Raw genomic sequence first — 22,053 nt, 5'->3', positions numbered from 1 at the left:
GACAGACAGCCAGTCTGCCTTCCTCGCTCCTCAAAGCCGGGTACATCCATGTACCCTCCCCGCGTGCGCCGACGAACCTATGGTCTGCGAACAGACAGAGCTGGTGACGCCTACGTAGCATGGATCAGAGCATCCCTAGCGTCCGGCATTAGCAGTCACCCCTGGACATAATCGACGTTCGCAATCCAGTTCCGTCGGCGGCGATCAAGGCGTTCGTTGCCGCTTTCCTCATCCAGCGTCATCGCTGTCCGGCGAAGCAGCGATGGCGCCACGTTCTCGAAGGTGTTCACGTTGACGACCGCATAGAGGCGTTCGTCGATCAGACTGGTGGCCAGCGGCACTACGCCGCAATAGGCGCAGACGTGGAAATCAGCCGTCTTCGTGCCGAACGTATAGCGCGATACATTCCGAAAATCCTTTACGGTCACTTTCAACGAACCGCCTGGACAGGATGTCCACACCCCGCCGTGTTTGACGCAAAACGTGCAGGTGCAGGCGCGGGCTGGAATGTCCGAGGGGGCGGGCTTCCAATCAAGCGTGAAGCGGATATGGCCGCAATGGCAACGTCCTGAGATCAGCATGATCATCCTCGTGTCTGGCGCAGCCTGCTCTCAACCAAAGGGCGGCCGGTTGCGTTGCTTATGCCTTGCGCGCCGACGCACCAGCCAGGCGTAAACCGATCCATTCACCAGCAACACGAGGGCGGCAAGAACGAATTGAATGGATCGGGTCAGGCCGTCGGGATAGATCGCCGCCAACAGGTAATGCCCGATGCAATCGCCTTGGTAGGTAGCTTGTCCAGCCGCGAGGCGAAAGTGGTTTTCCATGGGCGTCAGCGGGCAGGCGTGTCCGCTGATCTCGACAAAGGCACCCCAGGCCACGGCGGGCAGCTGAAGCCAGGGGATCCACCGCCACTTCAACGCCAGCAAGCCACCCAGTGCGACAAACAGGATGAACGCAAGGTGGAACATCAGTACGGCATCGGCCACGAGCAGCGCAAACATAGTCTCGACGCATTCCCGGCGCATATGGATAAAGAGGCGGTGCGATAGCGATAGTTTTTCGCGCTAGGCTACGCGGACGTCGTTCCGCCAAGGATCCGCATGAGCCAGTTCGCCCTGCTAGGCAGCCGCCGCTTCGCACCGTTTTTCTGGACCCAGGCGTTGGGCGCATTCAACGATAGCGCTTTTCGCAATGCGATGGTGATGCTGGCGGCGTTCCAGATGGGCTTGTCCGACCATGCTGTCGGCTTGTATACGAACCTGGCGCCAGCGTTGTTCATCCTGCCGTTCTTCCTGTTTTCCGCCACGGCGGGGCAACTGGCGGAGAAGTTCGAGAAGACGCGCATCATCCGCTACGTAAAGCTGTTCGAGATCGCCGCGATGATCTTGGCGGCATACGCTTTCATCGGGCATCACCTTGCACTGTTGCTGGTGGTGCTGTTCATGATGGGCATGCATTCGACCGTATTCGGCCCGATCAAATACGCGATTCTTCCGCAGGCGCTGAAAACCACCGAACTGGTAGGTGGCAATGGCCTGGTGGAAATGGGCACGCAAATGGCGATCCTGATCGGCATGGTGGCGGGCAACGCCCTGATGCTGTTCGCCGGCTGGGGGCCGCATTTTTCCGCCGCGCTGACTATCGGCGTCGCGATGGCCGGCTATGCCGCAAGCCGCTTCATTCCAGCGGCGCCCGCCACGGCCCCGGAGCTCAAGTTCAACTGGAACCCGCTGTCGGAAACGGTGCGAGTGCTGCGCATCACGCACGAAGACCGCGCCGTGTTCAACGCCGTGCTGGGCATTTCCTGGTTCTGGTTTTTCGGCACGGTATTGGTGGCGCAACTGCCGCTGTATACCCGCGTGAGCCTTGGGGGCGATGGTTCGGTCAACACGCTGGTACTCACCTTGTTTTCAATCGGCACCGGCATCGGCGCGCTGATGTGCGAAAAAATGTCAGGCAAGCGCGTGGAAATCGGTCTGGTGCCACTGGGTGCCTTCGGCCTGACGGTATTCGGCGTCGATCTGTTCCTGGCGCGGCCGGGCGCGGCGCTGGCGCGCGGGCTGGACTGGATGGCGTTCCTGCATGCGGGCGGCAGCTGGCGCATCGTGATCGATCTCATCCTGATCGGCGTATTCGCGGGCTTCTACGTGGTGCCGCTATTCGCCTTCGTGCAGTCGCGCACGCCGCGCGATCGTCTATCGCGAGTGATCGCCGGCAACAATATTCTCAATGCCTTGTTGATTGTGATCGCGTCCGGCTTCGGGCTTGCGTTGGACCTGCTTGGGTTCAATGCGCCGCAGGTTTTCCTGCTGGCGGCGTTGCTCAATGTCGCGGTGGCGGCTTACATCTTTACCCTGGTGCCTGAGTTCCTGATGCGCTTCATCACCTGGATGCTGGTGAAGACGCTGTACCGCATCCGCGTGGACGGCATGCGCAATCTGCCGGAACAAGGGCCGGCGCTGCTGGTATGCAATCACGTGAGTTTCATGGACCCGTTGATCTTGATGGCGAACCTGCGCCGCCCCGCGCGCTTCGTGATGTATTACAAGATCTTCAACATTCCGCTGCTGCATTTCGTGTTCAGGACCGCCAAGGCGATTCCTGTCGCAGGCCAGCAGGAAGATCCCGCCGTATTGCAGCACGCCTTCGAAGCTATCGATGCCGCGCTGGCCGAGGGTGAGTTGGTATGCATCTTTCCCGAAGGCGGCCTGACCAGGGACGGCAGCATTGCGCCGTTTCGCACGGGCGTAGAAAAAATCCTCAAGCGGCGCCCGGTACCGGTCGTGCCCATGGCCTTGCGCGGATTATGGGGCAGCGTGTGGAGCCGGCGCGATTCGATGCTGGGTCGCGCCCGTTTGCCGCGCCGCTTCCGCGCACGGGTCGAACTGGTGGTGGATACGCCCAGGTCGGCGGAACAAGTCAGCGCCGCGATGCTGGAAGATCGCGTGCGGGCGCTGCGCGGCGATATGGCTTAGCGGGGCTTGATCCGAATCAGTGCAGCCAGCTGGCCATGACGATCAAAGCCACTACGCTCAACCATGCCAGCAACGCGCGCAGCAGCGCATCACGCAGGCGGCGCAATTCCTGTAGCGCATCGGTGCGTTCCTCCGTGTAACCGTCGCCGCCTTCGATGTCGGTGAGTACATCCGCGCGGGCGGCAGCGCCGAGGAAGCCCGGTGGAGAGAGATACCAGTTGTTCGGTGCGGCTTGCTGGTGCCAACGTCGCCATGCGCCGATGACGGCATCCCAATGACCGACCAGCGCAAGCGTGAACACCATCAGCTGTGCCGGAAGCCAGTCCAGGCCGTTGGCGAGATAGCGCGCGTAAGTGCTGGCGCCCGGATCGAGCATCAATGAACTGTCGCGGGCCAATTGCCGCGCCAAGCGATAGAGCAGTGCGCCAACCGGCCCAAGCAAAAAGAACCACAACAGCACGCCGAAGCGGCGCCGCAATGCTGCGTAAACGGTCGCTTCGCCGAGGTCCGCCGTGCGCCAGGGGATTATTTCGCCGTCATCGCCGAGCGCCTGGGCGGCGATTTCGCGACTGTTCTGGTCCGGGGCTCTCAGGATGGCGTCCAGATCCGCTTCGAAGGCATGCGGGCCGAACGAGAACAGCAGTATCACCAGCGCGAACACGAGCTGCAGCAAGTCCGCCAGCGGCAGTCTCTGCAATAGCCAGACCACTACCGCACATAAGGCAACCGGCACCAATACCGTGAGCAGCACGCGACCGGGGCCGCTGGTATCGGCCAGTTGACGGACCCAGCGTCGGAATCCACCATCGCCTCGCCAATGGGCAAGCTGAGGCTGCAGGTGCAGCAGTCCAAGAGCGATCAGGGCGGCAAGCAGGCGAATGGCCATGAAAACGGGCTCCGAAGGATGACGCATTGTAAGCGAGGATGAGGCCCGTTCATGCCTCGCCATCGAACGCTCAGCGCGTTACCAGGGCATCCAGTTCCAGGCCGGCGCGTTGGCGCAGCCAATGCGAGAGCAACTGGTAGGAGACCGATAGTCGTGTCGGCATGCCGAGGCTGCCATCGGCAAGGCCGTCCACGATCTGCCGTGGCGTAAACCAGCGTGCGTCTTCCAGTTCGCCGTCGCGCAGGTGGATCTCGGGATGGGTGGCTACGGCAGTAAAGCCGATCATCAGCGATGCGGGCATCGGCCAAGGCTGCGAAGAGTGGTAATGCACGTCGCCTACGACCACTCCGGACTCTTCGGCGACTTCGCGACGCACGGCATCTTCCAGCGCCTCGCCCGGCTCGATGAATCCGGCCAAGGTGGAATAACGGCCGATTGGCCAGCCGGCTTGGCGCCCGAGCAGGCAGGCGCCCTGGTATTCGACGATGACGATGATCGCCGCATCGGTACGCGGAAAATGCAGGCGGCCGCAGGCCGCGTCGGTGCATTGTGCCCGATGGCCGGACGACACCAGGGTCAGCGCCGAACCGCAGCGTGCGCAAAACCGGGTTTCGCGTTGCCAATGCGCAAGCCCCTTGGCATAGGCGAACAGGCCTGCTTCATCGGCAGCGAGCAGCAATCCCGCCTCGCGCAGGCCCGTGCGGCGAGCACCGAGCGCTTCTTCCAACGCATCGATGCGATCGTCGCCGGCATCGAGTTGGAGCATGAAGTGCGGCCGTCCATGGGCCATGCCGAGCAGGCTGCAGGAGACGTGTGGCAGCAGGCGCGCGCGCTCGCCGGCGTCAAGCCAGCGCAAGGCTTCTTCGTGCTTGTGCAGGAAAGCGTTGCCGACGTCGTCCAGCAGCAGGTAACGCGCGTCGGACGAACCGGCCTTGGTCGTAACCCATTCGATGACGTCGCGCTGTTCGGAAACGCGGTCGAGTATCAGGCTGAGTCCGGCGAAGGTATTGGGATTCGTCGAAGCCATCCGGATGGGTGGGCCGCTCAGGTGGAAAACGAGGAGCCGCAGCCGCAGGTGGTCTTGGCGTTGGGGTTGCGGATGACGAACTGCGAACCGCTCAGGTTCTCGGAGTAATCGATCTCCGCACCGGTGAGGTACTGCAGCGAAAGCGGGTCGACCAGCAGGGTGACGCCTTCGCGATCCAGCGCGAAATCGTCTTCCGCGCGCGTCTCGTCGAAGGTAAAGCCGTACTGGAAGCCCGAGCAGCCGCCGCCGGTGATGTACACGCGCAGCTTCAGCTCAGGATTGCCTTCTTCCTGGATCAGCTCGTGCACCTTGCGCGCGGCGGCCTCGGTGAAGATCAGCGGGGCGCCCGCCTGACGGTAATCGGGAATAGCTACGATGGTTTCCATGACGCGGATATGAGGCTGGGGCGGCGTGGAGTCAAGCATATCAGCTGGCCCTTGCGCCGGTCGCCGTCAATCGATCCGCAGTTCAGGCCGGCACCGGTTCGGAGCGAAGCTCGGGCGCGGGCAGTTCACGTTGGGCGTGATCGTCACCCTGGTGCGCGATGCGGCCGTTCACCTGGGCTCCCGCGGCCATTTCCAGCGAGCTGTAGCGCACATCGCCGACCACGCGCGCCTGGGCGGCCAGTTCCAGCCGTTCACTGATGTAAATATCGCCGGTCACTTGGCCATTGAGCATGGCATGCGGCACGCGCACTTCGCCGTGCACCTGGCCGTGCTCGCTCAACGTGAACACTGCGTTCGAGCCCTCGCCGAGCACCGCGCCTTCAATGCGACCGTCCAGGTGCAGCGTGCCGGTGAAACGGACGTCGCCACGAATGATCGTGCCCTGCGAGATCAGGCTGGTCTCGGCATGGCGGTGTACTTGGTCGTTGCGCTTACGGTTGAGCATCGGTATCCCCCTGGGCGGTGGTGACTGGGCTGGACAGCGCGTCCGTCCAGCTCACAGTGCGGCTGACCGGATCGCCATTTTCCGGCTGGACTGTGACATGCAGGCGCGTCGGACGAAAATCGGACGGCAGAGCAATAGTGGTATGCAATTGCTGGAAATAGCGAAATTTAAACGGAATTCCGGCTTTTTCGGAGGTATCGCCCAGCGTGGACCAGCTCAGCTGCACCACTTTATTGTCGCGCAGCCCTTCGACGTCGATGAGGGTGGTTCCGCCGGTGTCGTCGTCGCGCTTGATGTTCTGCGTAAGGCTGATGGTGAGATTCCAGGCGGAGGCATGCGGCACCGGTTGCAGCGACACTTCCTGTACTTTCAGCCCTTCGCGTTGCGTATCGCCGCCGACCAGCCTCGAATAAAAGCCCAGGTCGGCGCGCAATCCGCTGATTTCCTCATCGCGTTGCGAGATAGTCTGGCGCAGCGCCTTGGTCGCAATCTCAGTAACCTGCTGCGAGCGTTGCAGATTGGCGACCTGTTGCTTGAGATCGTCGTTTTCGGCCGTCAACGCACGCAGCGCGTGCCGATCGGAAACGCGCGGCACCACGCCCTTCCATGCCCCCACCACCAGCGCAACGATCAACGCGGCCAGCGCGATGCTGCCTAGCCATGCGAGCCCGAACCAGAGCATGCGGCGACGCTGGCCAATAGCGTCGTGCGGACGGACGACGTAGCGTGGTGGTGGACGTGAAGCCATGCATGGCCCTGCCGGGGAAAAGGAGGGTATAGCCCGCATGTGACGAAAACGTCAAGGAAACAAGTTGCGCTCTGTGCCGCCAGTCGCCTTGCTACGCTGCACGCTGGCAGCGCTTAACGCTAACTTTTCATTTTCGACTGCAAGTAGCGCTCCGCGCCGATGTCCTTGACCAGGTTCAACTGCGTCTCCAGCCAATCGATGTGTTCTTCTTCGTCGTGGAGAATGTTCTTGAACAGATCGCGGCTTACGTAATCGGCAATGCCTTCACTGTGTGCAATCGCGGCGCGCAGGTCGGTAGTAGCCGCCAGTTCGAGATCGAGGTCGCCCTGGATGCATTCGAGCACGTTCTCGCCGATGCGCAATTTGCCCAGGTGCTGAAGATTGGGCAGGCCTTCCAGGAACAGGATGCGTTCGATCAGGTGATCGGCATGCTTCATCTCTTCAATCGATTCCTTGTACTCGTGCTCGGCCAGTTCCCCGTATCCCCAGTTCTTGAACATGCGGCAATGCAGGAAGTACTGGTTGATCGCAGTCAACTCGTTGTAAAGCACTTTATTGAGGAACTCGATGACCTTGGCGTCGCCTTTCATGGCCGCTCTCCGTATATGGCAGGGATCGAACTATACGGATTTCGTGCATTCACGGTGGCAACGCGAATTATTCGCGCATGCAAAGGCGCCAACGAGGGACGCTATGGCGGCTTGGCCAGTTGGTGCGTCAGGCAGTGACGAGGATCGGCAGATCGAGCTTTACCTGGGCCACGGCGCCATCCAGCACCGAGCGCGCCTCGGTTTCGCAACAGCCGCAACAATCCGAGCAGCCGGTGCGCGCCTGCAATTCGGCAAAGCTGCGCACGCCGTCGGCCGCCGCGCGGCGGATGTCGTGGTCGGTAACGGCATTGCACAGGCAAATGTACATGGCGCGCATTGTCAACGCGAATACGAATGATTGTCAACAAGAACCGCAAGCCCGAGGGCCATTGGTCAGGCGGCGGCCTGCCTGCTCCGGTTGCCGTGCGGGTGTGGCTGCGGGCCCAGCTGAACGCTCAGCATGGTTTCCACCAGCGGAGCAAAGTGGCGCAGGGCGCGGTGATAGACGTCACGCTTGAAATTGACCACGTGCGCGGCCGGATACCAGAAATCCACCCAGCGCCAGAGGTCGAACTCGGGCTTGTCGCAAGCATCCAGGCACAGCGCATCTTCCCCGCCCACCAGTTTCAACAGGAACCAGACCTGTTTCTGGCCAATGCAGGTGGGATGCTGGTGGTGGCGGATATAACGGTTTGGCAGCTTGTAGCGCAGCCAGCCGCGGGTGCTGGCCAGCACTTCTACATGTTCGGGCGCCAGGCCGGTTTCTTCCTGCAGCTCCCGGTACATGGCTTCAAGCGGCGTTTCGTCGCTGCGCATGCCGCCTTGGGGGAACTGCCAGCCGTCACGATGGACGCGGCGCGCCCAGAACAGCCGGCCGTCTGCATTCAGCAGCACGATGCCAACATTCGGACGGTAGCCATCAACGTCGATCATCCAACCTCCTCGGACCAAGTCGGCGCAACCTCCTGGCCTGCCGCACGTATGGCCGGGGTCGATTCAACCACAGCCTACAAAGCGGGAGCAAGCCAACCACTTGAACCGCAAGGGCCAGACGATTAAACTGCCGCGCCCCGCCTGAATCCAGCCCGATCCGGCCACCGGACGGCGCACCCTTTGGCTATGTAGCTCAGCCGGTTAGAGCACAGCACTCATAATGCTGGGGTCGGTGGTTCGAGTCCACCCATAGCCACCATATTCGCATCCAAGCCTATCCGGCCAAGTCCGAGAACCCAGGCGTGCCAAGGGTTTTTTGGCGACCTGCCGTCTTATGTCGTCCGACGGCGTACATGGCCGTCTACCATCCGGTGGCGGTAGCCAGCCTTATCTTCATGGGGTTGCTGTCATGGGCTTACCGGCAACGTGATCCACATGGCAAAGCCCGTTGAAAGGCCGGATGTGCTGACCGGTGGCGCTTCGACTACTGACTGCGGACAAGTTTAAGACGCTCCGCATGTTCGAGGTCATCGCACGCGAATGTTGGCGCTAAAGCAGCCGGAGTGAACGCCTGGGCAGTTCGCCAAGGAGTGCGATCGTCTGCAGAGCTCATCAATATGTACCGCTAAGTCATGTAACGGCTTACCTGACGGCGAGAGCAGACTTGCTTTCATTGGTAGAGGCCGGTCTGCTGACCCATATCGAAATGGCGTTTGTATTTGTGGCGATGCCGGACTTACAAAAGCGGCTACAGTCCTGAAGAACGCGCGCGGGTGCTCCCGTTTGTTGCCGTCAATCAAGCACGTGTCGTGCAGCGAAACAGCCTTTTGGCACACGTGTCGGATCGCGCCGCCATCCGGCCTCGGCGGCGCTGTCTACGAAACAGGCCCGCACTTGCGCTAGGTCGATATGGCAGAAGCAAACCCGGCAGGTAGCATCGTCGCGGTTACGTGTGATGAACCAGCGTGTATCGCCTTGCGCCGAATTCCGGTTGTCGACTCGATGTACCCATACATCGGCCTGCTCGCGATCGCTGACGAGAGCAACTCGCACGTCGGCGTCGCCTATGGTCTGCACTTGAAAGATTCGCGCCATGCAGAGTCACTGTTCCAAGGTAGGCCGTACTGACGCTACCACAGTTCAAGGCCTGCCCGGCAGGACGATGCCAAAGTGGCAGGTGGTCTGCTTTCCAGTTCCTCGACTGGTGTGTTCCATGATGGTTGGCGCCAGAAGGTTCTGGTTGGCGTTGCCTCACGAAGCGAGCAATCAAAAGAAGAAGTGACTGCCATCAAGCGAAAGAAAATGACCACGGTCGCAGCGGTAAGATTTGTGACGAAGCCGGGATGTTCTCATCGGAATCTGGTGAGCGAACCGGTATTAAAAGTAACTTCCAAGCATGTGACGCCGACGGAGCGGTGAATCTTGTCAGCCTCCCGCAACAGTGGAACGGCGCCACGCGAGTAACGCTTTTTGATATAGATTCGGGGTGCTCTCTCTTCGCGTTGGCCTGTTGGCATCGGGGCAAGTCGCCGCATCTGTCGGGGCGTCCGCTTAAGCCGGCTCGTCAGCGAGTCGAGAAGTATTGATAAGCAAGCGCGGTTTGGCATCCAGCCCGAACAGTGGAAGGCGGAGGGTGATTCGCCAGGGAGAATTTTCCAGCCGGCTTCGGTCTGTTTCGCTTGAATGCCAGGCAAGCAAAGTCGTTACCGAAAGGGCGTCCATGCTTTCGTGGTGAGCCAGACCCGTGCTACGAACGAAGTGTAATTCGACAGGGTAGGACGCAAGTCTGGCGCTGCCGCACATGTTTCCCTTGTCCTTGGCGATTCTTATAACCTTGCTCGCCCCAACTGGTGCCCAGCTATTTTTACTATCCAGTAGGCTTGGTTGGTCTGGTCGTCAACGCCGTAACCGACGATAAGCGCGGCGTGATCAATGCGATCGGCGGTACATGCGGGATCACTATAGATGCCGGGGCTGCGGGATTGGCAACTGGCGGTTGCGAATTGATCACGGCGGATACTGGGTCTTTTCTACAGCCGCTTGCAATGCGGATTCGTCGCCGGAAGGAATAACCGCCAGCTTGAAATCGTCATGGCGATATCGGCATTTTAGCTCCGCATTTGCCTTGCTGGCTGCCTAAGGATAGGAGGATTCCAAGTCAATTCCTGCGTCAGCTACAACGTATCGAAAAGAGTCTTGCGGATCGTCGGCATCACGGCCGTCATTATTCTTTCTGTAATCAACTACGATGCGTCTAAGCAGCATCGGGATACGCATACTCGATCTGCCGCCCTTTATGTGTCGTGGAGGCGGTCATGGCACATTGCCCTATCAATGCGCAAGTCCAGTCCGCCCATTTGCATGGTCAATCATGCATTGCATGCACGCGCGCGCAGCGCACACGATTTCATGCGATTGGGGAAGCGACTCATGCATGGCGTGCCGGCCGGCATCGCTGCAAAGCGGCGCCTGCTACGCCATCCCTATGCATGCCATGTAAATCATGAAGGCAAGTACTTGGGGAACGACTATATCGTCTGTCGCTAGCCACGCGCGCATCCACCTGCAACCTTCTACGCCATCGGTTGTCTACGAGCGCAGCGATGTCAAGGAAGTTTTCGATATGCTCGATGGGTGCACGGAATGCACCGGCAACCCGTGGCTGATGTGCGAGGGCGTGCGTGCTTCCCCTCGATCGGTGGCAGCTCGGAATTTCGAGCGTATAGTCCGAACAGTCATCAGATCATTACATCTGGCTTGCTACCCTGCTCGGTGGCGTACCGAGCCCAAGAGATTATGCTTTCCGATCAGCCGCTTGAACGTTCTCCGCGCAGGCAAAGACAAGCAAGTGCGCCTCCCTCCCCGGGGCAGCGAAAGCCGTGCGGGCGCATGATAGGCACGCATCTCCCATCAAACACATCCCATCGGTGCAGGCAAGCCGGCAAAAATTCGGCATTGCCGCGAGCCATGGTCCTCAGTCTTTGACTGGAACGAATAACTCGCCTCATTTCACGAAGGAGTACTGCAATGGAACACCCGACTCGCACGCTTAATGGGCTCGGCCAGAGCCTCTGGTTGGACAACATCACGCGAGGCATGCTGGGTGACGGCACCTTGCTCGGCTACCGCGAACAGAAGGCGGTCACTGGCCTCACTTCCAATCCCACCATCTTTGCGCAGGCCATCAAGGGCGGCAAAGATTACGACGCTTCCATTCGTGCAGCCGGGCATGCGGAAACGGAAACCATCTTCTTCGGCCTGGCCATCGACGATCTCCGTCGTGCCGCGGCCATCTTCGAGCCGGTCTACCAGCGGACCCGCGGTGTGGATGGCTGGGTGTCCCTGGAAGTCTCGCCGCTGTTGGCCGACGACACGGAAGCCACGGTGGAGCAGGCGCTGGCGCTGCACAAGCAGGCGGCCGTGCACAACTTGTTCGTGAAAGTACCCGGTACGCCTGCGGGCATCGGTGCAATCGAGGAACTGATCTTCCGCGGCGTGCCGATCAACGTCACGCTGTTGTTTTCTCCCGATCAATACCAGGCCGCCGCCGACGCCTGGCTGCGCGGCCTGGAGCGCCGCCATGCGGCCGGCCTGGACCTGGACGTGGCTTCGGTTGCTTCCGTATTCATCAGTCGATGGGACGTGAAAGTGGCCGACAAGGTGCCGGACGAATTGCACAACAAGCTGGGCTTCGCGGTCTGCGCGCAGATCTACGCGAAGTACCGCAAGTTGCTTGATTCACCGCGCCTGCAACGATTGCAGAACGCCGGCGCGCGGGTACAGCGTCTGTTGTGGGCCAGCACCGGCACCAAGGATCCGAAAGCCAGTGACGTGATGTATATCGAAAACCTCATCGCGCCGCTTACCGTCAACACCATGCCGGAAAAGACCCTGCTGGCCTTCGCCGATCATGGCAAGGCCGAACAGCTGATGGCGCTGGACGATCCCGGCGCGGCAAGCACGCTGGCCCGTTTCGAGGCCGAAGGCATCCAGGTCGAGGCACTGGCCAAGGTCTTGCAGAAGGAAGGTGCCGATTCCTTCGTAAAATCCTGGCGCGAGCTGCTGGATACCGTCAGTGAGCGCCTGGAGGCCACTGCATGAGTGCACTGCGCGAGAAGGCGGCGTGGCGCACGCTGGAAGAGCATCGGCAGCAATTGGAAAATCAACATTTACGCGATCTTTTCGCGGCCGACCCCGGTCGCGCCGAGCGCTATCGCGCGGATGCGGCCGGCTGGCGGCTCGACTATGCCAGGCATCGCGTCAATGACCAGACGCTGGAGCACTTGTTTGCCCTGGCGCGGGAGTGCGGCGTGGAGGCGCGCCGCGATGCCATGTTCGCTGGCGAAAAAGTCAATACGACCGAGCAGCGCGCGGCACTGCATATCGCCCTGCGCGCGCCCGCGCGCAAAGTGATCAAGGTCGACGGTGCCAATGTCGTGCCGCAAGTGCATGCGGTGCTCAAGCGCATGGGCGAATTTGCCCTTGCGATTCGCGAAGGGCGTTGGCTCGGTTTCAGCGGACGGCCCATCCGCAACATCGTGAACGTCGGCATCGGCGGCTCCGACCTCGGGCCGGTGATGGCCTACGAAGCCTTGCGCCACTTCAGCGACCGCAAGTTGCAGATGCGCTTCGTCTCCAACGTGGATTACACCGATTTTGCCGAAGCGGTGCACGACCTGCGTCCGGACGAGACGCTTTTCATCATCGCCTCCAAGACGTTCACCACGTTGGAAACCATGACTAACGCGCACAGTGCGCGCGATTGGCTGCTGGCGGCGGCGGACGGCGACAAGGCCGCGGTTGCCAAGCACTTCGTGGCACTTTCCACCAACGAAAAGGCGGTGGAAGAGTTCGGCATTTCCACCGATCACATGTACGGTTTCTGGGACTGGGTGGGCGGACGTTATTCGATGGACTCGGCGATCGGCCTGTCCACCATGATCGCGATCGGCCCGGAAGCCTTTCGTGACATGTTGGCCGGCTTCCATGCGATGGACGAGCACTTCCGCACCGCACCGCTGGAACGCAACCTGCCCGTGATCATGGGCTTGCTGGGGGTCTGGTACAACGATTTCTTCGGTGCGGAAACCGTCGCGGTGTTGCCATACGAGCAATACCTCAAGCGCTTTCCGGCCTATCTCCAGCAGCTTACGATGGAATCAAACGGTAAGCACGTCACCCTCGACGGCGCTACGGTCGATGTCGCCACCGGACCGATCTACTGGGGCGAACCGGGTACCAACGGACAACATTCGTTCTACCAGCTGATCCACCAGGGCACGCGACTGATCCCATGCGATTTCATAGGTTTCGGCCAGTCGTTGAACCCGTCCGGACGGCATCACGACCTGCTGCTGGCGAACATGATCGCGCAGGCTGAAGCCCTGGCGTTCGGCAAGACGTTGCAGCAAGTGGAGGACGAGGGCATCAGTCAGGAGCTGGCGCCGCATCGTGTATTCGAGGGCAATCGTCCATCCAGCCTGTTGCTGACCGAACGCTTGACGCCCACGGCGCTGGGCAGCCTGGTCGCCTTGTACGAGCACATCGTGTTTACGCAGGCGGCGATCTGGAACATCAACCCCTTCGATCAGTGGGGCGTGGAGCTGGGCAAGCAATTGGCGCTGCGCGTGGTCGATGAAATCGAATCGCCGCGCAAGCCGCTCAATCATGATAGTGCGACCAATGCCACCATTGCCTGGTATCGCAAGGCGCGCAGCAAGACGGACGAAGGCGCATCCAAATCGCCCGCAAAGGCTCAGCGCAAGGTGTTGGTGCTCGATATCGGCGGCAGTCACGTCAAGGCGATGCTGACTGGCAGCCAGCGGGAAGTAGCGATCAAGTCGACCCGAACGCTGGCTCCGGCCGAGATGATCAAGCAATTGCGCACGATGATCCGCGGCTGGAAATACGAAGCCGTAAGCATCGGCTATCCCGGGCCGGTCGTCCATGAACGCATCGCACGTGAGCCCTACAACCTCGGCAAGGGCTGGGTGGGTTTCGATTTCGCCAAGGCTTTTGGCTGCCCGGTGAAGATAGTCAACGATGCGGCCATGCAGGCGCTCGGCAGTTATGAGGGCGGTCGCATGTTGTTCCTGGGCCTCGGCACGGGGCTGGGTTCGGCCTTCATTGTCGACGGCATCATCGAGCCGATGGAGCTGGCGCATCTTCCTTATAAGAAGGGCACGTTCGAGGACTACGTAGGTGCGCGCGGGCTCAAGAAGCTGGGCAAAAAGAAATGGCATGCGCACGTCTTCGACGTGATCGAGCAGCTGCAGGCCGCGCTCGAACCGGATTACGTGGTGCTGGGCGGTGGCAACGTGCGTTATCTCAATGAGCTGCCTGCCGGCGTGCGCCGTGGCGACAATCACAACGCCTTCGCGGGCGGATTCCGTTTATGGGAGAACAAGGCATGAGCGCAGACAAGGCAGGAAAGGGAAAGCTGCAGCTGGGCTTCATCGGGCTGGGCCGAATGGGCTTGAACATGGTCCGCCGCATGCAGGATGCCGGCATCGATTGCGTGGTGTTCGATACCCACGTCCAAGCGCGGGAGGAGGCGGCCAGCCATGGCGCTACCGCAGCCGAATCGATCCAGGATCTGGTCGCCAAGCTGGATGCCCCGCGCGCCGTCTGGTTGATGCTGCCCACCGCGGTGGTGGATGCGGTGCTCGATCAATTGACGCCGCTGCTCGGCACGGGCGATACAGTGATCGACGGCGGCAATTCGCATTACGTCGAAGACCTGCGCCGCGCCGAAGCGCTGGGCAAGCATCAGGTGATGTATGTGGACGTGGGCGTCAGCGGCGGCGTGTGGGGACGCGAGCGCGGCTATTGCCAGATGATCGGTGGCCCGGAACTGGCCTACAAACGACTGGAGCCGGCTTTCGCCGCCCTGGCTCCCGGCGTGGAAGCGGCGCCGCGCAGCGAAACCCGCAGCGGCGATCCGTCGCCGGCCGAGAAGGGTTATCTCTACTGCGGCCAGAACGGCGCGGGACATTTCGTCAAGATGGTGCATAACGGCATCGAGTATGGCTTGATGGCTGCCTATGCCGAAGGGCTCAATGTGCTCAAGGGCGCCAACGCCGGCAAGCAGCAGCGCAGCGCGGATGCCGAGACCTCGCCGCTGGAACGCCCTGAGCTTTATCAATACGACTTTCCGATCGGCGATGTCGTGGAGCTATGGCGGCGTGGCAGCGTGATCGGCTCGTGGCTGCTCGACCTGACCGCCATCGAGATGGCGCGCGATCCCTCGCTCAAGGATTACACCGGCCGCGTTTCCGATTCCGGCGAAGGCCGCTGGACTGCGCAAGCCGCCATCGACGAGGGCGTGCCGGTACCGGTGCTCACCGCGGCGCTATTCGGGCGTTTCACGTCGCAAGGCAACGAGCTTTATGCCAACAAGGTGATGTCCGCGATGCGCCACGCATTCGGCGGCCACAACGAAATCAAAGCCGGCAACAAGGATTGAGCCATGACCGCCACCACGCTGGTGATTCTCGGTGCAAGCGGCGACCTCACCCAACGCTTGCTGATGCCGGCGCTGTATCGCCTGCATGCATTGGGGTTGACATCGGATTTGCGCATTGTCGGCTACGCCAAGGAGCCGTGGAGCCGCGACTATTTCCAGCGGCACATCCACAAGGCGTTGCAATCCTTCGCGGAGGATTTCAAACCCGCGCATTGGAGCCGCTTTCGCCGTCAACTCGATTATGTCGGCGGCGAATTGCAAGCGGACCAGTTGGCCGCCTTGAAGGACAAATTGAGTCCTTCGACGCTGTTTTACCTGGCCTTGCCGCCGCCGTTGTTTGGCGTCGCGGCCACCGCCCTGGGCGAGGCGGGATTCGCCAAGAGTCCGCACGGCGGCTGGCGGCGACTGGTGGTGGAAAAGCCGTTCGGAACCGACCTGGCTTCGGCCCAGCTGCTGCGCGAGCAGATGCATGCGCATTGGGAAGAAGAACAGATCTTGCGCATCGATCATTTCCTTGGCAAGGAAACCACGCAGAACCTGATGGTGTTCCGCTTTGCCAATCGCTTCCTCGAACCGATCTGGAACGCGCAGCATATCTCGCAGGTGCAAATCACTTACGCCGAAACGCTGGGTGTCGAGCAACGCGCTGCGTACTACGACAAGGCCGGCGCGTTGCGCGACATGCTGCAGAACCATTTGATGCAGTTGTTCAGTCTGGCGGCGATGGAGCCGCCGTCGAGCTGGGATGCGGAAGTACTGCGCGATCACAAAGTCGAAGTGTTGCGTTCGGTGGTACCCATCACCGCCAAGACGGTCAACGCGCATGCGGTGCGCGGGCAATATCGCGCGGGCAAGCTCGGGCGCAAGAAGCTGGTCGGCTACCGCAGCGAACCGGGAATCAAGCGCAGCTCCGACACCGAAACTTTTGCCGCCCTGCGGCTGGAAGTGGATAACTGGCGTTGGCGTGGCGTGCCGTTTTATTTGCGCAGCGGCAAGCGCCTGGCCAGCAACTACTCGGAAATCGCCGTGCAGTTCCGGCAGGTGCCCGGGCCGGTGCCCCATGCCGTGCACGCGGGCAACAACTGGATGATTTTCCGCATCCGCCCGGTGGAGCGCATGGATTTGCTGGTCACCGCCAAGCAGCCGGGCCTGAAGCTTGCCGGGCGTCCTTCCATCCTGACCGCCATGTATGCCGGTCCGGACGATCGCGAGTTTTCGGCTTACGAACAGTTGCTGATGGATGCCATGGGTGGCGATCGCTCGCACTTCCTGCGCTTCGACGAAGTGGAATGGGCCTGGAAAGTGCTGGCACCGGTATTGAAGGCATGGGAAAAGGGCGCGCCGGATTTCTATGCTTCCGGCTCGGAAGGTCCGGAGACACAAGCCCGTTTGCTCGATCCCGAACATCATTGGCGATCGATCAGGCTCAACGGTGAGGACGAGACATGAATGCGCCGGGTTGGCCGGGCCTTTCGCCGACGTGGGCGAGCAGTGCCAAGGATATTGTCGGTACCGCGCTTGGGGCAGGCCGGGTCTGGTACACCATTGGCTACGGCATCCTCAATGAGGTGTTCTGGCCTTCCTGCAGCTTGCCGCAAATCCGCGACCTGGGTTTCATTGTCGCCGGCGATGGTTTCTGGTCCGAGGTGAAGCGCGAGAACTGCTACGAAATATCCACGCTCGAACCGGACATTCCGCTGGTGCGCATCACGCACCGGCATGCGCGCTACATGCTGGAGCTGGAATGCCTGGCCGATCCGTCGCGCGATGTCGTGCTGATCCGCTACCGCCTGCATGGCGAAGACCTGAAGTTGTACACCTTGCTGGCGCCGCATCTGGAAGGTTCCGGATACGGCAATAACGCGCAGGTCTTGCCGCATGGCTTGGCGGCGATGAAAGGTTCGAGCGCGCTGATGCTCGCTGCCAGCCATGGCTTTGCTCGCGGCAGTGCCGGTTACGTCGGGGTGTCGGACGGCTGGCAGGACTTCCACCAGCACGGTGCCATGTATTGGGACTATAGCGTCGCCCCCAACGGCAACGTTGCCCTGATGGGAGAACTGGCCTCAGGCGAGGGCGAGCTTGCGCTGGCATTCGCCAACACGGCAGAAGGCGCGCAGACGCTCGCGCTGTCATCGTTGGCGAGCGGATGGGAAATCATCCGTGAGCGTTTCATCGACGGCTGGCAGCGCTGGACCGGCGAACTGGACCCGCCCGGCGCGACAGATGCGCAACGCGATGCGGTACGGCGCGCTGCCATGGTGCTGAAGGCGCACGTCGATCGCGCTTTTCCCGGCGCCCTGGTCGCCAGCTTGAGCGTGCCGTGGGGTGACACCCGGGATGATCCGGGCGGCTATCACCTGGTGTGGTCGCGCGATGCCGTGGAAGCGGGGCTCGCCCTGCTGGCCAGCGGCCATGCGCAGGCCGCGCGCAACATGCTGGCCTATCTCATCGCGACCCAGCATCCGGATGGTCATTGGGCGCAGAATTTCTATTGCGATGGACGGCCGTACTGGACCGGCGTGCAGCTCGACGAAGCGGCCTTGCCAGTACTGCTGGCGGCGAAACTGGCCGATAGCGGCTGCCTGGACGGCTTGCAGCCGCAGGCCACCAGCATGGTGCGCAGAGCCTTGCAGTTCGTGGCGCGCACCGGACCGTTCAGTCCGCAGGATCGCTGGGAAGAAAACGCGGGCATCAATCCCTTCAGCGTGGGCGTGTCGATTGCCGCGCTGGTGGCGGGAGTCACCGGCGGATTCCTGGAAGGCAGTGATTGCGATTACGCGCTGTCGCTAGCCGATGATTGGAATGCGCGCATCGAGGCATGGGTCTATGTGCGCGGCACGGCGCTGGATCACCAGCACGGCGTGCATGGCCACTACGTGCGCATCGCGCCGCCCGGCCAAACGGCCCAGCGCAGCCATGTAGCCTTGCGCAATCGCGGTACGGAGGAGCTTCCGGCGCGCGACCTGCTGGGGCTCGAATATCTTTACCTGGTTCGGCTTGGGCTGCGCCAGGCGAATGATCCACGCATGGCCGATACCACGAAGTTGATCGATGCGTTGCTGCGTTTCGATACGCCGCAAGGACCGTATTACCGCCGTTACAACGAAGATGGTTATGGCGAGCATGAAGATGGGCGTGCGTTCGATGGTACCGGCGTGGGACGTGCATGGCCCTTGTTGAGTGGCGAACGCGGCCATTACGCAGTGCTCGCCGGTGAAGACCCGCAGCCTTATCTCGACGCCATGCTGGCTTCGGCCAGCCAGGGCGGCATGATTCCCGAACAGGTATGGGATAGCGAGCCAATCGAGGCGCGTCATCTTTTTCCGGGGCGGCCGACGGGCAGTGCGATGCCGTTGGTCTGGGCCCACGCCGAGTTGATCAAGCTGGTAGCGACCATCACCAGCGGCGAACCGGTCGAACGGTTGCCGGCGGTGGCGGCGCGTTATCGCACTTCATCGACGCCGGCGCAGGCGCATTGGCGCGAACAGGCGCCGTGCGAGGTTGTCGACCGGGGTATGCCCTTGCTGATCGAAGGGGAGCGGCCCTTCCAACTGCGCGTGGGGATCGATGGATGGCAGAAACCGGTCGACCTTGACAGCGAACCGCTTGGCTTTGGCTTGCACGGTGTGCGGATTGACGCCAAGCAACTCGGCGCCCTGCATGCGCTGGATTTCACCCGGCATTTTGCCGATGGGCGCGGCTGGGAAGGACATGACTGGCGGATATGGCTGAAGCCGATCCTCAAGCATCGTCAGGCCACGGCATGACGCCGATTCACGATAGACAGATGTCGGCATGGCATACCTTGTACGCGAAGAGCTCGAGCTCGGTGTGCGAACCCGCCGATTGACCGCGATGGCAGCGCTGCGCTGATTGCAGGCGAAGAATGCCCATGAGGCGCGTCGCTGCCGCTGCGCTTGTTCATTCCGTCGGGCGAATCAGATCGATGCAGTGCGTGGCAAGGAGACGTGTTTGAGTGGCGGTAGATCTCTTCGTGTATTGATGCTTGGCTGGGAATATCCGCCCCGCTACGTGGGCGGCCTTGGCAAAGCCAGCCAGGGTATTGCTTGCGGTTTGGCAGCTTGCGGTATCGAGGTATTGTTCGTATTGCCCGGTTTTGGCCTGAGCCAGCACGCCGCGAATTTGCAGGTAACGGGCGTGCACGAATGGCTGCAACGGCACACGGGCGCACCGGGGGATAATGCGACGCGCGCAACGGGCCATCCGGAATGGGTGCGTAGCTCGGCGCGCTTGCTGCCGTATCGATCAATACGCAGCGTCGAACTTCAGCCGTCGGACCGCGAGGGCCACGACGAAGCCATCTATGGAAGCCAGCTGGGATGCGAGGTGGAGCGCTTTGCCGGCGAGGTCGGGCGCATGGCAGCGCATGCTTGTGCCGACCTGGTGCATGCGCATGACTGGATGACTTTTCCAGCCGCGATAGCGGCGGCGGACAGGCACTGCATTCCCCTGTTCCTGCACGTGCACTCCACCGAGTACGACCGCAGCGGCAACGGAGCGAACGAGGCGATCGCTGCGATCGAACGGCATGCGTTCGACTGTGCAACGCATATTTTTGCAGTCAGCGATTACACCCGCAGCATCCTGATTGAGCGCTATGCGGTGCCGGCGCCAAAGATCAGCGTGGTTTACAACGCACCCGATGAGGCGGCGATCGCGACGATTCCCCTGCCGCTGGCGGCGCCTGGCGTGCGCAGGCCGTGGGTGGTGTTCCTGGGCCGGCTGACGTTCCAGAAAGGCCCCGATCACTTCCTGCGCGCCGCCGCGATCGTTGCGCGGCACAATGCCGAGGCGCGATTCCTGATGTGCGGAAGCGGTGACATGCTCGAAACGCTACGTGCGCTGGCGCATGAGCTGGGCATGGCCGATCGCGTCGAGTTCCGAGGTTTCCTGGATCCGCCCGCCGTGGATAAGCTGCTGGGACAATCCAGCCTGTTGGTGATGTCCAGCGTTTCGGAACCTTTCGGGCTCGTCGCGCTCGAGGCGCTGCGCGCCGGGACGCCGGTGATCGTATCGCGGCAATCCGGCGTGCGCGAAGTGCTGGGGCATAGCCTGCAGGTGGATTTCTGGGATCACGACAAGCTCGCCGACCAGATGCTGGCGGTGCTGCGGCTTCCTCCGCTCGGAATGCAATTGGTGGAAGAGGGACGCCGGCAGCTCGAGCAGCTTTCCTGGGAGGACTCTGCGCAGCGCATCATCGAAAGCTATGCCGACGGCGGTGCCGTGGCAGGAGCTGCAGGTGCTTGATATTTGTTTTTACTTCCAGGTGCATCAACCCTGGCGACTGCGGTCCTATCACTATCGCGAAGCAGGTCGGCGGCATGACTACTTCGATGATGAGGCCAACGCCGACATCCTTCGGCGCGTGGCGCAGAAGTGCTACCTGCCGATGAACGCGCTGATGCTGGAGCTGATCGAAGCGTACAAGCCCGGATTTCGCGTCAGCTATTCGATCACCGCGACAGCGCTGGAGCAGATGGCCGCCTACGCGCCGCAAGTGCTGCTGTCGTTTCGCCGGTTATTGGCGACCGGCGCGGTGGAGCTGCTTTCGGAAACCTCGCATCACAGCTTGGCGGCGTTATATAACCCGGCTGAGTTCACGGATCAGGTCACACATCACCGGCATGTCTGCACCCAACTGCTGGGCACGCCAGGGAGCGTATTCCGGAACACGGAATTGATCGCCAGCGATGCCGTGGCGGCCCAGGTGGCGGCGCTCGGCTTTCGCGGCATGTGTATCGAAGGGGCGGACCGCCTGTTCCATCAGCGCAGCGTGATGCGGCCCTGTCACTTCGCCGCCGCACCCGCGTTAGCGGCGTTGCCGCGCAGTTATCCCTTGAGCGATGACATTGCCTTTCGCTTTTCCGACCGGAACTGGACCGAATGGCCATTGACGGCGGATCGCTACACGGAATGGTTGCATGCGTTATCGCATGCATATGACCAGGAGCATGGCTTCCTTGGCCTGTTCATGGACTACGAAACGTTCGGCGAGCATCAATGGGCCAGCACTGGCATCTTCGAATTCATGCGCGCCTTGCCCGGCTGCGTGTTGCGCCATCCGCGCACGTTCCGGTTCGTCACCGCTTCCCAGGCATTGGCCGGTCGCGGGGAGGCTTCGGCAAGTCTAAGCTTGCCCGAGCCGATTTCCTGGGCCGATCTCGAGCGCGACACCTCAGCCTGGGATGGCAATCGCATCCAACAGTCCGCCTTGCAAACGGCTTTTGCGTTGGAGCCGGCGGTGCGCGCCTATCGCGGTGCCGATGGCGCACAGCTCGTCGAAGACTGGCGACGCCTGCTCACCAGCGATCACGTGTATTACATGTCCACCAAGCATTGGGCGGATGGCGACGTGCACAAATATTTCAGTCCGTTCGACTCGCCCTATGATGCCTATATCAACTACATGAATGTGCTGGCCGACCTCGCCATCAGGGCGGGAGCGCCGCGCCGCATCCGTTGTAGTTGCGCACCGCCGGTAAGGCGTGGCGATGCGGGCGGGGTAGAATAACCG

20 protein-coding genes and 1 tRNA gene are annotated in these 22,053 nt (G+C 61.6%); 9 read left to right on the top strand and 12 right to left on the bottom strand.

Translation table 11 applies throughout. The features are described from left to right. Positions 1–155: 155 nt before the first annotated feature. Both ISP15_RS17525 and ISP15_RS17520 read right to left on the bottom strand, forming a co-directional pair. Positions 156–581, bottom strand: a complete 426-nt coding sequence (locus ISP15_RS17525) for a GFA family protein (RefSeq protein WP_449757824.1) — start codon at positions 579–581, stop codon at positions 156–158. A 30-nt stretch (positions 582–611) separates the two neighbouring features. Further along, positions 612–1,004, bottom strand: coding sequence for a DUF2784 domain-containing protein (locus ISP15_RS17520; protein WP_404549175.1), 393 nt, complete (start codon positions 1,002–1,004; stop codon positions 612–614). 99 nt (positions 1,005–1,103) lie between these two features. On the opposite strand from ISP15_RS17520, the gene ISP15_RS17515 reads away from it, so the two are divergent. Then, on the top strand, positions 1,104–2,978 hold the full coding sequence (locus ISP15_RS17515) for an MFS transporter (protein WP_404549173.1): 1,875 nt from the start codon (positions 1,104–1,106) through the stop codon (positions 2,976–2,978). 16 nt (positions 2,979–2,994) lie between these two features. On the opposite strand, the gene ampE is transcribed toward ISP15_RS17515, so the two are convergent. The 8 genes from ampE to ISP15_RS17475 all read right to left on the bottom strand — a co-directional run bounded on the left by ampE (position 2,995) and on the right by ISP15_RS17475 (position 8,053). After that, positions 2,995–3,864, bottom strand: a complete 870-nt coding sequence (gene ampE, locus ISP15_RS17510) for a regulatory signaling modulator protein AmpE (RefSeq protein WP_404549171.1) — start codon at positions 3,862–3,864, stop codon at positions 2,995–2,997. Positions 3,865–3,934: 70 nt separating this feature from the next. After that, positions 3,935–4,891 carry an NAD(+) diphosphatase gene (gene nudC, locus ISP15_RS17505; RefSeq protein WP_404549169.1) on the bottom strand — a complete coding sequence of 319 codons (957 nt, stop codon included), beginning with the start codon at positions 4,889–4,891 and terminating at the stop codon, positions 3,935–3,937. A 17-nt stretch (positions 4,892–4,908) separates the two neighbouring features. Continuing rightward, positions 4,909–5,277 (bottom strand): iron-sulfur cluster insertion protein ErpA, encoded by a 369-nt coding sequence (gene erpA, locus ISP15_RS17500; protein WP_404549167.1) that lies wholly within the window; start codon positions 5,275–5,277, stop codon positions 4,909–4,911. Positions 5,278–5,359: 82 nt separating this feature from the next. After that, positions 5,360–5,782 carry a bactofilin family protein gene (locus tag ISP15_RS17495; protein WP_404549165.1) on the bottom strand — a complete coding sequence of 141 codons (423 nt, stop codon included), beginning with the start codon at positions 5,780–5,782 and terminating at the stop codon, positions 5,360–5,362. Beyond that, a complete protein-coding gene (locus ISP15_RS17490; RefSeq protein WP_404549164.1) occupies positions 5,769–6,530 on the bottom strand; it encodes a DUF6776 family protein in 762 nt (253 codons plus the stop codon). The genes ISP15_RS17495 and ISP15_RS17490 overlap by 14 nt, the downstream gene beginning before the upstream one ends. Before the next feature lie 119 nt (positions 6,531–6,649). Further along, the gene (gene bfr, locus ISP15_RS17485; protein ID WP_404549162.1) at positions 6,650–7,120 is read right to left on the bottom strand and encodes a bacterioferritin; all 471 of its coding nucleotides are present in this window, start codon (positions 7,118–7,120) and stop codon (positions 6,650–6,652) included. 127 nt (positions 7,121–7,247) lie between these two features. After that, positions 7,248–7,457 (bottom strand): (2Fe-2S)-binding protein, encoded by a 210-nt coding sequence (locus ISP15_RS17480; protein ID WP_404549160.1) that lies wholly within the window; start codon positions 7,455–7,457, stop codon positions 7,248–7,250. A gap of 56 nt (positions 7,458–7,513) precedes the next feature. Further along, the gene (locus tag ISP15_RS17475; RefSeq protein WP_404549157.1) at positions 7,514–8,053 is read right to left on the bottom strand and encodes an RNA pyrophosphohydrolase; all 540 of its coding nucleotides are present in this window, start codon (positions 8,051–8,053) and stop codon (positions 7,514–7,516) included. Between the two features lie 182 nt (positions 8,054–8,235). Here ISP15_RS17475 and ISP15_RS17470 point away from each other — a divergent pair. Further along, positions 8,236–8,312 (top strand) — tRNA-Met (locus tag ISP15_RS17470). Positions 8,313–8,845: 533 nt separating this feature from the next. Here ISP15_RS17470 and ISP15_RS17465 read toward each other — a convergent pair. Then, entirely contained in the window at positions 8,846–9,148 is a 303-nt protein-coding gene (locus ISP15_RS17465) for a DUF6150 family protein (protein WP_404549155.1), read from the bottom strand. Between the two features lie 731 nt (positions 9,149–9,879). Continuing rightward, positions 9,880–10,071 (bottom strand): C1 family peptidase, encoded by a 192-nt coding sequence (locus tag ISP15_RS17460; RefSeq protein ID WP_404549186.1) that lies wholly within the window; start codon positions 10,069–10,071, stop codon positions 9,880–9,882. Between the two features lie 1,009 nt (positions 10,072–11,080). Between ISP15_RS17460 and tal the strand changes: the two genes are divergently transcribed. The 7 genes from tal to ISP15_RS17425 all read left to right on the top strand — a co-directional run bounded on the left by tal (position 11,081) and on the right by ISP15_RS17425 (position 22,050). Continuing rightward, positions 11,081–12,154: a transaldolase gene (gene tal, locus ISP15_RS17455; protein WP_404549154.1), complete on the top strand. Its 1,074-nt coding sequence runs from the start codon at positions 11,081–11,083 to the stop codon at positions 12,152–12,154. Further along, a complete protein-coding gene (gene pgi, locus ISP15_RS17450) occupies positions 12,151–14,466 on the top strand; it encodes a glucose-6-phosphate isomerase (protein WP_404549152.1) in 2,316 nt (771 codons plus the stop codon). The genes tal and pgi overlap by 4 nt, the downstream gene beginning before the upstream one ends. Next, positions 14,463–15,518, top strand: a complete 1,056-nt coding sequence (gnd, locus tag ISP15_RS17445) for a phosphogluconate dehydrogenase (NAD(+)-dependent, decarboxylating) (RefSeq protein ID WP_404549150.1) — start codon at positions 14,463–14,465, stop codon at positions 15,516–15,518. Before pgi ends, gnd begins: the two co-directional genes overlap by 4 nt. 3 nt (positions 15,519–15,521) lie before the next feature. Further along, on the top strand, positions 15,522–16,967 hold the full coding sequence (zwf, locus tag ISP15_RS17440) for a glucose-6-phosphate dehydrogenase (protein WP_404549148.1): 1,446 nt from the start codon (positions 15,522–15,524) through the stop codon (positions 16,965–16,967). Next, complete coding sequence (locus ISP15_RS17435; RefSeq protein ID WP_404549147.1) at positions 16,964–19,285, top strand: glycoside hydrolase family 15 protein; 2,322 nt, start codon at positions 16,964–16,966, stop codon at positions 19,283–19,285. Before zwf ends, ISP15_RS17435 begins: the two co-directional genes overlap by 4 nt. Before the next feature lie 205 nt (positions 19,286–19,490). Next, entirely contained in the window at positions 19,491–20,786 is a 1,296-nt protein-coding gene (locus ISP15_RS17430) for a glycosyltransferase family 4 protein (protein WP_404549145.1), read from the top strand. Continuing rightward, positions 20,779–22,050 carry a glycoside hydrolase family 57 protein gene (locus ISP15_RS17425; protein ID WP_404549142.1) on the top strand — a complete coding sequence of 424 codons (1,272 nt, stop codon included), beginning with the start codon at positions 20,779–20,781 and terminating at the stop codon, positions 22,048–22,050. Before ISP15_RS17430 ends, ISP15_RS17425 begins: the two co-directional genes overlap by 8 nt. Positions 22,051–22,053 lie beyond the last annotated feature (3 nt).

The sequence above is a fragment of the Dyella jejuensis genome (genome assembly GCF_044904675.1).
GTDB classification, from domain to species: domain Bacteria; phylum Pseudomonadota; class Gammaproteobacteria; order Xanthomonadales; family Rhodanobacteraceae; genus Dyella_B; species Dyella_B jejuensis.
This window is presented reverse-complemented; position numbering and strand designations above follow the sequence as displayed.